The organism is Burkholderiales bacterium (assembly GCA_015075645.1).
Classification (GTDB): Bacteria; Pseudomonadota; Gammaproteobacteria; order Burkholderiales; family Casimicrobiaceae; genus VBCG01.
In genome coordinates, this window is sequence record JABTUF010000001.1 from 673,578 (window position 1) to 687,983 (window position 14,406).

The window sequence follows — 14,406 nt, forward strand, 5'->3', positions numbered from 1 at the left end:
GGCGCCGGAACACCCCCAAAAAAGGAAACGCCCCGCCTCCGCTCGCGCGGAAGGAAGGGCACCCCATCGCATGTCGGACAGACGCCGCGTCGCGGAAACGACCGGTCGTTCACGGCCAAACGCGTCATTATTGCACAATTTCGTGGTTTTTTGCGATAATTCCAAGTCTTTTCCCTCCGCGGCCGCGTCGCTTGGACGCAGGTCCGCGTCTCCCCGATCCCGCGATGTCGACACCCGTCACGAAGCCCGCCTCCGAACCCGAACTCGCCAACGCGATCCGCGCGCTCGCGATGGACGCCGTGGACGCCGCGAAGAGCGGCCACCCCGGCATGCCGATGGGCATGGCCGAGGTGGCGCTCGCGCTGTGGCGCGGGCACCTGAAGCATCACCCGGCCGAACCCGCGTGGGCCGATCGCGACCGCTTCGTGCTGTCGAACGGGCACGGTTCGATGCTGCAGTACGCGCTCCTCCACCTGTCGGGCTACGCGCTTCCGATCGACGAGCTGAAGCGCTTCCGCCAGCTGCATTCGAAGACGCCCGGCCATCCCGAGGTGCACGTCACGCCCGGCGTCGAGACCACGACCGGCCCGCTCGGGCAGGGACTCGCGAACGCGGTCGGCATGGCGCTCGCGGAGCGCCTGCTCGCCGCGGAGTTCAACCGGCCCGGCCACGACATCGTCGACCACCGCACCTGGGTCTTCGTCGGAGACGGCTGTCTGATGGAAGGCGTGTCGCACGAGGCCTCGTCGCTCGCCGGCACCTGGGGCCTCGGCAAGCTCTGCGCGATCTACGACGACAACGGCATCTCGATCGACGGCGCGGTCGGCGGCTGGTTCACCGACGACACACCCGCGCGTTTCGAGGCCTACGGCTGGCACGTGATCCGCGGCGTCGACGGCCACGATGTCGCGGCCGTCGACCGCGCGTTGCGCGAGGCGCGCGAAGTCGCGGACCGCCCGACGCTCGTCTGCTGCCGCACCACGATCGGCAAGGGCTCGCCGCACAAGGCGGGGACCGCCGAGGCGCACGGCGCGCCGCTGGGCGAGAAGGAGAACGCCGCCACCCGCGCGGCGCTCGGCTGGAGCCACGCGCCGTTCGTCGTCCCCGATGCGGTCTACGCGGGCTTCGACGCGCGTGCGCGCGGCGCGAAGGCCGTGGCGGACTGGCGCACGCGCTTCGACGCGTACCGGGCGGCGCATCCCGCGCTCGCCGCCGAGTTCGAGCGGCGCATGGCGGGCCGCCTCCCCGTCGACTTCGCGACGCGCGCTTCGGCCTTCGTGGCCTCGCAGGCCGCGAAGGCCGAGACGATCGCGACCCGCAAGGCCTCGCAGCAGGCGATCGAGGCCTGCGCCGCGATGCTGCCCGAGATGATCGGCGGCTCGGCGGATCTCACCGGCTCGGTGTTCACCAACTGGTCGAAGAGCGTCGCCGTCACCCGCGACACGCCGGGCAACTACGTGAACTACGGCGTGCGCGAGTTCGCGATGACCGCGATCGCCAACGGATTGGCATTGCACGGCGGGTTCCTGCCGTTCCACGGGACCTTCCTCACCTTCTCGGACTACGCGCGGAACGCGTTGCGCATGGCCGCGCTCATGCGGCTCCGCGCGGTCGCGGTCTACACGCACGATTCGATCGGCCTGGGCGAGGACGGGCCGACCCACCAGTCGGTCGAGCACGCGTCGAGCCTGCGGCTCATTCCGAACCTCGACGTGTGGCGCCCCTGCGACGCCGCCGAGAGTGCCGCCGCCTGGGTCGCGGCGATCGCGCGCGCCGACGGCCCCAGCGCCCTCCTGTTCACGCGCCAGAACGTCGCGCCGGCCCCGCACGATGCCGCGGGCCTCGTCGCGATCGCCAAGGGCGGCTACGTGCTCGCCGACTTCGGAACGGGGTCGAAGCGCGCGGTCGTGATCGCGACCGGGTCGGAGGTGCCGCTCGCGCTCGCGGCCCGGGACGCCCTGACGAAGGAAGGCGTCGCGGTGCGGGTCGTCTCGATGCCGTGCACCGAGGCGTTCGACCGGCAGGACACGGCGTATCGCGCGGGCGTGCTGCCGCGCGGGGTGCCGCGCGTCGCGGTCGAGGCGGGCGTGACCGACTTCTGGCGCAAGTACGTGGGCGCGGCCGACGATCCCGCCTGCGCGGTGGTCGGCATCGACTGCTTCGGCGAATCGGCGCCTGCCGGCGTGCTGTTCAAGCACTTCGGCATCACCGCGGAGCACGTCGCCGATGCCGTCCGGCGCGTCGTCGCGGCGTGAACGGCGTCACGATCCGGCGGGCCACCGCCGCGGACGCCGAGGCGATCGCGCGCGTGCGCATCGACGGCTGGCGGCAGGCCTACCGCGGGCTCGTGCCGCAGAAGTCGCTCGACGCGATGAGCCTCGAGGAGAGCCTCCCGCTGTGGCAACGCGCGCTCGCCGCGCCCACCGACCGCGCCAGCGTGTTCGTGGCCGAAGGCGCGCAGGGCGTCGGCGGATTCGCCGCGGGCAACGCGCTCGCCGAGGCGAAGCACGGCTTCGACGCCGAACTCTCCGCGATCTACCTGGCGCGCGACTGGCAGCGCCAGGGCCTCGGCCGGCGCCTCGCCGGCACGATCGCCGCCGAGCGTGCGGCGCACGGCGCCCGCGGCATGATCGTCTGGGTGCTCGCGGGGAGCGCCGGCGCGCGAAGGTTCTGCGAATCGCTCGGGGCGGAACTCGTCGTCGAGCAGCCGTTCGAATGGGATGGCGCGCCGCTCGTCGAGGCGGGCTATGGCTGGCGCGACCTCGGCGCACTCACCGCCGCGGCGGGACTGAAGCGATTGCACTGACACGGAGAACGCGATGACGATCAAGGTGGCGATCAACGGGTACGGACGCATCGGGCGCAACATCCTGCGCGCCCACTACGAGGACGGGAAGAAGCACGACATCGCGATCGTCGCGATCAACGATCTCGGCAGCCCCGAGACCAACGCGCACCTGACCCGCCACGACACGGCGCACGGGCGCTTCCCGGGCAAGGTCGAGGTCGACGGCGACGCGATGGTCGTGAACGGCGACCGCATCCGCGTGTTCGCCCAGCGCGATCCGGCGCAGCTCCCGTGGTCGACGCTCGGCGTCGACGTGGTGCTCGAGTCCACCGGGTTCTTCACGACCAAGGAGAAGGCCTCCGCGCACCTTCGGGGCGGCGCGAAGAAGGTGATCATCTCGGCGCCCGGCGGCAAGGACGTCGACGCGACGATCGTCTACGGCGTCAACCACCAGGCGCTCGAGGCCTCGCACACCGTCGTCAGCAACGCGTCCTGCACGACCAACTGCCTCGCGCCGCTGGTGAAGCCGCTGAACGAGAAGATCGGACTCGTGACCGGCCTCATGACCACGGTGCATGCCTACACCAACGACCAGGTCCTCTCCGACGTCTACCACGAGGACCTGCGCCGCGCGCGCGCGGCGGCGATGAACATGATCCCGACGAAGACCGGCGCCGCGGCGGCCGTCGGACTGGTGATGCCCGAACTGAACGGCAAGCTCGACGGCTACGCGATCCGCGTGCCGACGATCAACGTCTCGATCGTCGACCTGACGTTCATCGCGGCGCGCGACACCACGGCCGACGAGGTCAACGCGATCATGAAGGCGGCCTCCGAGTCGGCGCCGTTGAAGGGCGTTCTGAATTACAGCAAGGCGCCGCTCGTGTCGTCGGACTTCAACCACGATCCGGCGTCCTCGACCTTCGACGCCACGCTGACCAAGGTCTCCGGGCGGCTCGTCAAGGTTTCGGCCTGGTACGACAACGAGTGGGGCTTCAGCAACCGGATGCTCGACACGACGGTCGCGCTGATGCAGGCGAAGTAGCCGTGCCCGCGTGCATCGCCGCGCCGCGACGCGGGCGCGCGCTGGCCCGCGTTCCACGCTGACCCCGCCGTGGCGCTCATCCGCACGATCCGGGGCGCGCCCCGTCCGCAGGCCGACACCTACGTCGTGTCGTATCCGAAGGTCGGGCGCACCTGGCTGCGCGCGCTCGTCGGCAAGGCGCTCGTCGACCACTACCGCCTGCCGCCGGAACGCGTGCTCGACACCGAGCACCTGGTCGCCGCCCTGGGCCTCCCCGCGCTGGGATTCGACCACGACGGGTCGGGCATGATGGGCAACCGGACCTCGCGCGACCTCACGCCCGACAAGTCGGCGTTCCGCACGAAGCGCGTGCTGCTCGTCGGCCGCGACGTGCGCGACACGCTCGTCTCCGCCTACTTCCACGCCACGCGGCGCATCGGCGAGTTCAGCGGCCCGATCGCCGCGTTCGTCCGCGACGAGCGCTTCGGCGTCGAGAAGGTGCTGACCTTCTATCGTCAGTGGCACGAAGCCCGCGACGTCCCGCGCGAGTTCGCGTTCCTGCGCTACGAAGCACTGCACGCGGATCCCGCGCCGGCGCTGCGCCGCGTGCTCGAATTCCTCGGCGCACGCGAGGTGCCCGAGGCCACGCTCGACGAGGCGATCCGGTTCGCGCGCTTCGACAACCTGCGGCAGGCCGAGGCCGACGGCCGCTACCGCTCGCCGGCGCTGCGGGCGGCCACCGGGTCGGATCCCGAGTCGTTCAAGGTGCGCAAGGGGAAGGTCGGCGGCTACCGCGACTACCTCTCCGCCGACGATGTGGCGTGGATCGACGCCTGCGAGGCCGCGCGCGGATGCGAGTTCACGCGGCCCTGGACCGGTCCGTCGCTGTAAGATGGGCGCCGCCCCTCCCGCACGCCCCACGACCATGACCTTCCTTCGGCTCCACGACGTCGACGTCGCCGGCAAGCGCGTGTTCGTGCGCGCCGACCTCAACGTGCCGCAGGACGACGCCGGTCGCATCACCGACGACACGCGGATCCGCGCGTCGCTGCCGGGCATCCGCGACGCGCTCGCGCGCGGTGCGGCGGTCATGGTCACCTCGCACCTCGGCCGGCCGGCCGAGGGAACGCTCGAGCCGAAAGATTCGCTCGCGCCGGTCGCCGCGCGCCTGGCCGAGTTGCTCGGCCGGCCGGTGCCCCTGGTGCGTGACTGGGTGGACGGCGGCGCATGGCACACGGCGATGAAGGCCGGCGACCTCGTGCTGCTCGAGAACTGCCGCGTGAACCGTGGCGAGAAGAGCGACGACGAGTCGCTCGCGCGCAAGCTGGCCGCGCTGTGCGACGTGTACGTCAACGACGCGTTCGGCACCGCGCACCGCGCCGAGGCGACCACGCACGGCATCGCCCGCTTCGCGAAGGTGGCGTGCGCGGGGCCGCTGATGGCGGCGGAACTCGACGCGCTCGGGCGCGCGCTCTCCGACCCGAAGCGGCCGCTCGTGGCCATCGTCGCCGGCGCCAAGGTGTCGACCAAGCTCACCATCCTGGAATCGCTCGCCGCGAAGGTCGACGCGCTCGTCGTCGGCGGCGGCATCGCCAACACGTTCATCCTCGCGGCGGGCGGGAAGATCGGCGCGTCGCTCGCCGAGCCGAACCTCGCCGGCGCCGCGAGGGCGATCCTCGACCGCTGGCCGGGCAAGGTGCCGGTTCCGGTCGACGCGGTGGTCGCGAAGAGCTTCTCGGCCGACGCGCCGGCCACGCTCAAGGCGCTCGAGGACCTCGACGAGGACGATCGCATCCTCGACATCGGCCCGACCAGCGTCGCCGTGTTGAAGACGATCCTCGCGAAGGCCGGCACGATCGTCTGGAACGGCCCGGTCGGCGTGTTCGAGTTCGACGCGTTCGCCAACGGCACGCGGGAGGTCGCGCGCGCCATCGCGTCGTCGCCGGCGTTCTCGATCGCCGGCGGCGGCGACACGATCGCCGCGATCCACCGCTTCGGCGTCGCCGAGCGGATCGGCTACATCTCGACCGCCGGAGGCGCCTTCCTCGAATTCCTCGAAGGCCGGACTCTGCCGGCCGTGGCCGTGCTCGAAGAGCGGGCCGGCGCGGCGAACTGAGCGGCGTATCCGCACCCTCCTTCCGGCGCCGGGATGCCGTGTCCCCGCCGTTTCCCGTACCATCGCACGGAACCCCACAGCCACCGGCAAGGATCCGATGCAACGCGCCACCAAGATCGTCGCCACGCTGGGACCGGCCTGCGCCGACCCCGCCGTCCTGTCGCGGATGCTCGCGGCCGGCGTCGACTGCGTGCGCCTCAATTTCTCGCACGGACATGCCTCCGACCACGTCGAGCGCGCGGCGCGGGTGCGACGGGCCGCCAGGGATCTCGGCCGCGAGGTCGCGATCATGGCGGACCTGCAGGGCCCGAAGATCCGCATCGGCAAGTTCGCCGACGGACGGGCCACGATCGCGGCCGGTGCGAGCTTCGTGCTCGACGCGACCCGCGACCTCGGCGACGCGACCGGCGTCGGACTCGACTACAAGGAGCTGCCGCGCGACGTGTCGCCGGGCTCGATCCTGCTCCTCGACGACGGACTCATCCGCCTCCAGGTCGAGTCGGTCAGCGGCCCGCGCATCGTGACGCGCGTCGTGCTGGGCGGCGTGCTCTCGAACAACAAGGGCATCAACCGCCTCGGCGGCGGCCTCACGGCGCCGGCGCTGACCGCGAAGGACATGGACGACATGAAGACGGCGGCGAGCCTCGAGGCCGACTACCTCGCCGTGTCGTTCCCGAAGAACAAGGAGGACATGTACATGGCGCGCCAGCTCCTGCGCGCCGCGAACGGCCGCGCGCTCCTGATCGCCAAGATCGAGCGCGCGGAGGCGATCGGCGCGCTGGAGGAGATCATCGAGGCCTCCGACGGCATCATGGTCGCGCGCGGCGACCTCGCGGTCGAGGTGGGCAACGCCGCCGTGCCCGGCCTGCAGAAGCGGATGATCCGGCTCGCGCGCGAGCGCAACAAGCTCACGATCACCGCGACGCAGATGATGGAATCGATGATCCACGCCCCGGTGCCGACGCGCGCCGAAGTCTCGGACGTCGCGAACGCGGTGCTCGACGGCACCGATGCGGTGATGCTCTCGGCGGAGACCGCCGCCGGCCGCTACCCGGTGGAGACGGTCGAGACGATGGCGCAGGTCTGCGCCGAGGCCGAGAAGAGCGACGCCGTCGTGCTCGACCGCGACTTCATGAACCAGACGTTCACTCGGATCGACCAGTCGATCGCGATGGCGACGCTCTTCACCGCGTTCCACCTGAAGGCGAAGGCGATCGCCTCGCTCACCCAGTCGGGCTCGACCGCGCTGTGGATGTCGCGCCACAACGCGGGCGTGCCGATCTACGCGCTCACGCCCGAGGTGGCGTCGCAGCGCAAGATGGCGCTCTACCGCAACGTCCAGACGCTCTTCCTCGAGCAGAGCGAGGATCGCGACGCGGTGCTGCTCGCCGCCGAGGCGCTGCTCGTCGCGCGCGGCGAGGTCCGCAAGGGCGACCTCGTGGTGCTCAGCATCGGCGAGCCGATGGGCAAGTCCGGCGGCACCAACACGATGAAGCTGGTGCGGGTCGGCGAACACCGGTCCTAGTGTTGTGTCGCCGAAGTCATGTTAACGCCCACGACGTACGGCCTTGCGAATGATCGCCGCGGGGGACTTTGTCCACACGAATGGTGTCGGGTGCTCATTCCAATGCGCGATGTAGTTGCCGATATGCCGGACAAGGTCCTTGACGGAAGCGAAGGAGCCGCGGCGTACGGACTTGCGGGTCAGGATGCCGAACCATGCCTCGACCATGTTGAGCCAGGAGGCCCCGGTCGGGGTGAAGTGGAAGCAGACGTTAGGGTGCTTCTCCAGCCAATCGCGTACGTCGGGGGTCGAGTGGGTGGAGGAGTTGTCCAGAATCACGTGCAGTTCACGTCCGCGATAGCGCCGGCTCACACCCTTGAGGAAGCGCAGGAAATCAGCGCCGGTGTGGCGTTCGGAGCATTCGCCGAGGACCCGCCCCGACGCAACTTCGAGGGCAGCGTAGAGGCTGGTGAGGCCGTGGCGATGGTAATCGTGGGTCTGCCGGGCCGGCAGATTGGGCCGCAAGGGCAGCAATGGCTGAGTCCGCTCGAGCGCCTGGATCTGGGTCTTCTCATCGACGCTGAGCACCACGGCGTTGGTTGGCGGATTGAGGTAGAGGCCAACCACATCGCGGATCTTGGCTTCGGCCTGCGGATCGGTCGTGAACTTGAAGGTTTCGACCCGATGGGGCTGCAGCGCATGGGCTTGCCAGATTCGATGCACCGTGGCATGGGAAACGCCGACCCGTTCGGCGATCTCCCGGGTGCTCCAGTGCGTCAGACCCTTGGGTGGCGCCTTGAGCGTCAGCGCGACGATGCGCGCTCGCTTGGCCTCGGTGAGTTGCGGCGGGCGACCCGAACGCGGACGGTCAATCAATCCGGTCAGCCCGTCCTCGACGAAGCGGCGGCGAATCCGGCTGATCTGCACCGACGTGTAGCCGGTACGCCGCGCCACCTCGGCTCCCGTTGTTTCGTCGGCCAAGAGCAATACGGCTCGCGCCCGGCGACTCGGTCCGGCAGGGCCCGCCGACGATCGCTGCAGGCGCTCCAGTTCCGCTCTGTCAGATGCCGTCAATTCGATCCGCCGCGCATGATTGGCCATGGACCTTGCCTCCGCAAGTGCATATGACCAATAATAACATTATTTACGTGACGAAACACTAGCGCCCGCGCCGCACCGGGCGGGCCGCGCCGCGCCGCGCCGCGAGGTTAGAATCGGGGCTTTCCGAACGCGACCTTCGGAGGCCCCCATGCCCCTCGTCTCGATGCGCCAGCTCCTCGACCACGCGGCCGACCACGGCTACGGACTGCCCGCGTTCAACGTCAACAATCTCGAGCAGGTGCAGGCGATCATGGCCGCCGCCGCCGAGACCGACAGCCCGGTGATCATGCAGGCGTCCGCCGGCGCGCGGAAGTACGCGGGCGAGATCTTCCTGCGGCACCTGATCGAAGCCGCGGTCGAGAGCTATCCGCGGATCCCGGTCGTGATGCACCAGGACCACGGCCAGTCGCCGGAGGTCTGCGCCTCCGCGATCAAGCTGGGCTTCACCAGCGTGATGATGGACGGCTCGCTGCAGGCCGACGGCAAGACGATCGCGAGCTACGACTACAACCTCGACGTCACGCGCAAAGTCGTCGACATGGCGCACGCGATCGGCGTCACCGTCGAGGGCGAACTGGGCTGCCTCGGGTCGCTCGAGACGATGCGCGGCGACAAGGAAGACGGCCACGGCGCGGAAGGCACGATGACGCGCGAGATGCTCTTGACCGACCCGGACCAGGCCGCCGATTTCGTGAAGCGCACGCAACTCGACGCGCTCGCGATCGCGATCGGCACCTCGCACGGCGCCTACAAGTTCTCGCGCAAGCCGACCGGCGACATCCTCGCGATCGACCGCATCAAGGCGATCCACGCGCGCATCCCCAACACGCACCTCGTCATGCACGGCAGTTCCTCGGTGCCGCAGGATCTCCTCGCGATCATCCGCGAGAACGGCGGCGAGATGAAGGAGACCTACGGCGTGCCGGTCGAGGAGATCCAGGAAGGAATCAGGCACGGCGTGCGCAAGGTGAACATCGACACCGACATCCGGCTCGCGATGACCGCCGCGATCCGCAAGTTCCTCCGCGACAAGCCCTCGGCGTTCGACCCGCGCGACTACCTCAAGCCCGCGCGCGAGGCGGCGAAGGCGATCTGCAAGGCACGCTACGAGCAGTTCGGCTGCGCCGGCATGGGCTCGAAGATCGTGCCGGTGCCGCTCGAGAAGATCGCGAGCCGCTACAAGTCGGGCGAACTGCGCCAGATCGTGAACTGATCGTCCGCACCGGACGATTCAGGCGCGCCTGCAGCGGATCGCGACGTCCCGCCGGTCGCCGCCCGTCCGCGGCAGCACTCTTCGTCCGGGAACCCGACCCTCGACGCGCCGCATCGGCGGATTGCGGCCCCGCCGATGTCCGTCGTCCCGAGGCGCGGCGCGTTCACCGACCGGCACGGGAACGCCTATTGAACGGTGCCCCAGGCAGGCATAGAGTGCGCGAATGCCGCGCGGCGCGCGCCGCGAAGGAGGGGCGATGGATTTCAGGGTCGAACAGCGGGGCGATGGACTCCTGGTGCGGATCGTGACCGCCGAGCGGGACGAGCAGGCTATCTTCGACCGGATCTGCGCCTGCCGCCGCACGAGCTGGTGGTCGTGTCCCTCCGGCGAATGCGCGAAGATTGACGCGTGCGAGACGCGGCTCGACGGCGATGCAACGGTGCTTGCGCTGACGCCGCGACCGGGCGAAGCGCTGTCGGCGGTCGGCGTCAAGGAGTGCCTGCGCTACATGCTCGACGACGCGGCCGCCGCTGCGACCGGCGGGGCCGCGCCGCCCGAGCGGTAGCGCTCGCGGCGACGGAGCTTCGATCGCGCGCGTCCGCGCGGACGGTTGCGCACGAAGCGAGCAGGACCGCGCCGACCGATCGACCGGCGTCGATGGCGATCGATCGCAACCGCCGTGCCGCGCGAGCGCGCCCTGGTCGCCGCCGCGTGCTAGCATCGGCGAACAGCGCGGTGGTCGCCGCCGTCGCATTTCGAAACGTTCGGAGAGGCCGTCATGGGCATCATGAGCATCGTGTGGATGATCATCGTCGGATTCATCGTGGGCCTCATCGCCCGTTTCTTCTATCCGGGAGCGATCAACCTCGGCTTCTGGATGACCACGCTGCTCGGCATCGGCGGCTCGGTGGTCGGGGGCATCATCGGCGGCCTCTTCTCGAAGTCGCCCGACGGCAAGTTCCGCACGGCCGGATTCATCATGTCGGTGATCGGCTCGCTGCTCCTCCTGTGGGTCTACCTCACGTTCCTCGCGAAGTGACCCCAGTCGGGGGTCGGCGACCGCGCGCCCTCCTCGAGCGCATGACGTAATGCCTGGCGAATCGAGCCGGCCGCCGGCGGCGATCGCCACCCCTCGCCGTCGATCCCCGGCTCGCGGGGCCCCTCGCCGGCGAAGCGACGCTGCCTCGCCTTCCCTCGCGGAGATCGAGGCCGCCGCCCGCCGCGTCTACGCGGCGATGGCGCCCACGCCGCAGATCGCATGGCCGCTCGTCCGCCGGCGCGCGAACGCGGAGGTCTGGGTCAAGCACGAGAACCACACGCCGACCGGCGCGTTCAAGGTGCGCGGCGGGCTCAACCTGCTCGCGCAGCTCGCGTCGGCGTCCCCGCGCCCGGCGGGCGTGTGCAGCGCCACGCGCGGCAACCACGGCCAGAGCCTCGCCTACGCGGCCGCGAGGCACGGCTTCGCATGCACGATCGTCGTGCCGCACGGCAATTCGGCGTCGAAGAACGCCGCGATGCGCGCCTTCGGCGCCGAACTGGTCGAGCACGGGCGCGATTTCGACGAGGCCCGCGTGCATGCGCACGCGCTCGCGAAGGACCGCGGCTACGTGTTCGTCGGCCCCTTCGACCGGCCGCTCGTCGCCGGCGTCGCCACCTACGCGCTCGAACTCTTCCGCGCGGTCGAGCGGCTCGACCGCGTCTACGTGCCGATCGGCTGCGGCTCGGGCGCCTGCGGCCTGATCGCGGCGCGCGACGCGCTCGGACTCGCCACGAAGATCATCGGCGTCGTGTCGACACGGGCGAACGCCTACGCGCAGTCGTTTCGCGCGCGGCGCGCGATCGAGACGCCGAGCGCCGACACGATGGCCGACGGCATGGCGGTGCGCGTTCCGGTGGCCGCGGCGCTCGACATCCTGTGGCGCGGCGCGCACGACGTGGTCGAGGTCGACGACGAAGCGGTCGCCGGCGCGATGCGCGCGCTGTTCGACGACACGCACCAGGTCGCCGAAGGAGCGGGCGCGGCGGCGCTCGCGGCGCTACTCGCCGACCCGGAGCGCGAGGGCAGGCGCTGCGCGGTCGTGCTGTCCGGGGGCAACGTCGATCGCGCGGCCTACGCGCGGATCCTGGGCGGCTGAGGAGCCGCCGTCCGGCGCAGCGACGCGCGCGTCAGACGAGGTCGGCCGCCGGTCCGAGGACCTGTTCGCGCAGCTCCCGGTAACGCGGGAGCTGCGGCGGATAGATCGCGATGTACTTGACCTGCGCGGCCTGCAGGCAGCGCTGCTTGATAAACTCGAGCTTCTGGTCGCGCGGGTTGGTGACCTGCTCGGGTTCCTTCGCGTCGACGATCGCGACGATCGTCATGTCCTTGTCGCACACGACGAAGCCGACGTGCTGGTTCGCGATCTTGCGGAAGGCGCGCAGGCGTTCCATTCCCTGCGGCCCGATCTTCACCTGCAGCACGTCGGCGAGCCGGATCTTCGCGAAGATCTCGTGGCGCGGAAACGCCGCCCGGAGCAGCAGGAACACGACGTTCTCGGCCTTCGACAGGAAGCGCGGGCGCAGCAGGTAGAGACCCGGCAGTTCGGCCGAGGACAAAAGGCGCGTGGTCTCGCCTTCGGTCCACTGCGCGACCGTGTTCGGCGAGTCGAGCCCGCCGCGCGTGGCGGGGCCCTCGCCGCGGCTGCGCCGCACGAGCCCGACGATCACCGCCACCGACAGCGCGGCGATCGCGAGGGCGAACAGGATGCCCGAGGTCATGTTGTCGACGCGCGCTTGTGACAGCGATCGTGCCCTGCGCGAAGTCTCCCTTCTACGTCCTTGTTTTCCCGTCCTTTCGGGCCGGACGGCGAAGTCTAACCCAACCGGGGAGACGGCGGGGAAAGTAGCGAAATGCAGGGTCAGACTCGACTTTCCGCCGACGCCAGCGCCCCGTTCCCAGGGCACCCGGAACGTCGAGTCTGACCCTGCTTCCCCCAAGGGATGCGGACGGGGGTGCGGAGGACGCCTCCGCACCCCTTCCTGCCCCTCTACTCCTTGATGTCGACGCCGTAGAACGTGTGCCGGCCGAACGGCGAGAGCTTGAAGTCGATCACTTCCTTGCGGACCGGCTTCAACTGCACCGCGTGCGCGATCGTGAACCAGGGCGCCTGCTCCTTGAAGATCACCTGAGCCTTCTCGTAGAGCGGGGTGCGCTCCTTCTGGCTCGAGACCGTCTTCGCCTTCAGCACGAGTTCCTCGAACGGCTGGTAGCAGAACTTCGCCACGTTGCTGCCGTTGGTCTTCGCGGCGTCGCAGCCCAGGAGCGTGTGCAGGAAGTTGTCCGGATCGCCGTTGTCGCCGGTCCAGCCGAGCATCCCCATCTGGTGCTCGCCCGCCTGCATGCGCTTGCGGTACTCGCCCCACTCGAAGCTCTTGATCTCGGCCTTGATGCCGACCTTGGCGAGGTCCGCCTGCATCAGTTCGGCGATGCGGCGCGCGTTCGGGTTGTACGGACGCTGCACCGGCATCGCCCACAGATCGGTCGTGAAGCCGTTCGGGAATCCGGCTTCGGCGAGCAGCTTCTTCGCCGCGGCCGGATCGTACGGATCGTCCTTGATCGACTTGTTGTACGACCACATCGTCGGCGGAATCGGATTGGTCGCCGGGATGCCGGCCGACAGGTACACCGCGTCGATGATCGCCTTCTTGTTGATCGCCATGTTGACGGCCTTGCGCACGCGCACGTCGTCGAACGGCTTCTTCTGGGTGTTGTAGGCGAGGTAGCCGACGTTCAGCCCCGGCTGTTCGAGCACCTTGACGTTCGGATCCTTCCGCATCGCCTCGAGGTCGGCCGGATTCGGATAGGGCATCACGTGGCACTCGCCCTTCTGGAGCTTCGCCCAGCGGACCGACGCGTCGGGCGTGATCGCGAAGATCAGGTCGTCGATCTTCGCCTTGCCGCCCCAGAACTGCGGGAACGCCTTGTAGCGGATGATCGCGTCCTTGATGTAGCGCACCAGGTAGTACGGCCCGGTGCCGATCGGTTCCTGGTCGATCTTCTCGGGCGTGCCGGCCTTCAGCATCGCATCGGCGTACTCCTTCGACTGGATCCCGGCGTACTCCATCGCGAGATCGGAGAGGAACGGCGCCTCGGGGCGGTTGAGCGTGATGCGCACCGTGTAGTCGTCGACCTTCTCCACCGACTTCAGGAGCTTGGGCAGGCCCATGTCGTTGAAGTAGGAGTGGTTCGAACTCGTCACCTTGAAGTACGGGTTCGACTCCTTCCACTGGCGCTCGATGCTGAAGATGATGTCGTCGGCGTTCAGGTCGCGCGTGGGCTTCCAGTCGCGGTGGTTGTGCCACTTGACGCCCTTGCGCAGGTGGAACGTGTACACGGTGCCGTCGGGCGAGATCTCCCACTTCTGCGCGAGGCCCGGGACGACGCTCGTGCCGCCGCGCTCGAAATCGACGATGCGGCTGTAGATCTGGCTGTTCGCGTCGAACGACGTCCCGGTCGTGTTGACCGCCGGGTAGAAGTTCTCGGGGCTCCCTTCCGAGCAGTAGACGAGTGTCTTGGCCGCGAGGGGGCCCGCCGCGAAGAGCGCGGGGATCGCGAGGGTGGCGAGGACGGCGCCGGCGAGGCGGGCTCGGCGGGCCGGGCGGACTGGCTTCATTGCTACCT

Annotated in this window: 13 protein-coding genes; 10 read left to right on the plus strand and 3 right to left on the minus strand. The window is 69.7% G+C overall.

All coding sequences use genetic code 11. The features are described from left to right. Window positions 1-224 precede the first annotated feature (224 nt). From tkt to pyk, 6 genes are all read left to right on the plus strand, one after another. Window positions 225-2,255 (plus strand): transketolase, encoded by a 2,031-nt coding sequence (tkt, locus tag HS109_03130; GenBank protein MBE7521360.1) that lies wholly within the window; start codon window positions 225-227, stop codon window positions 2,253-2,255. Continuing rightward, window positions 2,252-2,806, plus strand: coding sequence for a GNAT family N-acetyltransferase (locus HS109_03135; GenBank protein ID MBE7521361.1), 555 nt, complete (start codon window positions 2,252-2,254; stop codon window positions 2,804-2,806). The genes tkt and HS109_03135 overlap by 4 nt, the downstream gene beginning before the upstream one ends. A 13-nt stretch (window positions 2,807-2,819) precedes the next feature. Then, complete coding sequence (gene gap, locus HS109_03140; protein ID MBE7521362.1) at window positions 2,820-3,833, plus strand: type I glyceraldehyde-3-phosphate dehydrogenase; 1,014 nt, start codon at window positions 2,820-2,822, stop codon at window positions 3,831-3,833. A gap of 69 nt (window positions 3,834-3,902) precedes the next feature. Next, window positions 3,903-4,703: a sulfotransferase domain-containing protein gene (locus tag HS109_03145; GenBank protein MBE7521363.1), complete on the plus strand. Its 801-nt coding sequence runs from the start codon at window positions 3,903-3,905 to the stop codon at window positions 4,701-4,703. A 34-nt stretch (window positions 4,704-4,737) separates the two neighbouring features. After that, the gene (locus HS109_03150) at window positions 4,738-5,928 is read left to right on the plus strand and encodes a phosphoglycerate kinase (protein MBE7521364.1); all 1,191 of its coding nucleotides are present in this window, start codon (window positions 4,738-4,740) and stop codon (window positions 5,926-5,928) included. A 97-nt stretch (window positions 5,929-6,025) separates the two neighbouring features. Beyond that, window positions 6,026-7,453 carry a pyruvate kinase gene (gene pyk, locus HS109_03155; GenBank protein ID MBE7521365.1) on the plus strand — a complete coding sequence of 476 codons (1,428 nt, stop codon included), beginning with the start codon at window positions 6,026-6,028 and terminating at the stop codon, window positions 7,451-7,453. A gap of 21 nt (window positions 7,454-7,474) precedes the next feature. On the opposite strand, the gene HS109_03160 is transcribed toward pyk, so the two are convergent. Continuing rightward, on the minus strand, window positions 7,475-8,533 hold the full coding sequence (locus HS109_03160; GenBank protein MBE7521366.1) for an IS630 family transposase: 1,059 nt from the start codon (window positions 8,531-8,533) through the stop codon (window positions 7,475-7,477). A gap of 148 nt (window positions 8,534-8,681) precedes the next feature. Between HS109_03160 and HS109_03165 the strand changes: the two genes are divergently transcribed. The 4 genes from HS109_03165 to HS109_03180 all read left to right on the plus strand — a co-directional run bounded on the left by HS109_03165 (window position 8,682) and on the right by HS109_03180 (window position 11,881). Then, entirely contained in the window at window positions 8,682-9,746 is a 1,065-nt protein-coding gene (locus HS109_03165; protein ID MBE7521367.1) for a fructose-bisphosphate aldolase class II, read from the plus strand. Window positions 9,747-9,969: 223 nt separating this feature from the next. Next, window positions 9,970-10,311, plus strand: coding sequence for a hypothetical protein (locus HS109_03170; GenBank protein ID MBE7521368.1), 342 nt, complete (start codon window positions 9,970-9,972; stop codon window positions 10,309-10,311). Between the two features lie 222 nt (window positions 10,312-10,533). Further along, window positions 10,534-10,785 carry a GlsB/YeaQ/YmgE family stress response membrane protein gene (locus HS109_03175; protein MBE7521369.1) on the plus strand — a complete coding sequence of 84 codons (252 nt, stop codon included), beginning with the start codon at window positions 10,534-10,536 and terminating at the stop codon, window positions 10,783-10,785. Between the two features lie 49 nt (window positions 10,786-10,834). Next, entirely contained in the window at window positions 10,835-11,881 is a 1,047-nt protein-coding gene (locus tag HS109_03180; GenBank protein ID MBE7521370.1) for a threonine dehydratase, read from the plus strand. Window positions 11,882-11,912: 31 nt separating this feature from the next. Here the strand turns inward: HS109_03180 and HS109_03185 are convergent, their stop codons facing one another. After that, window positions 11,913-12,503, minus strand: coding sequence for a DUF2726 domain-containing protein (locus HS109_03185; GenBank protein MBE7521371.1), 591 nt, complete (start codon window positions 12,501-12,503; stop codon window positions 11,913-11,915). A 269-nt stretch (window positions 12,504-12,772) separates the two neighbouring features. Continuing rightward, window positions 12,773-14,398: an ABC transporter substrate-binding protein gene (locus HS109_03190; GenBank protein ID MBE7521372.1), complete on the minus strand. Its 1,626-nt coding sequence runs from the start codon at window positions 14,396-14,398 to the stop codon at window positions 12,773-12,775. Between the last annotated feature and the right edge of the window lie 8 nt (window positions 14,399-14,406).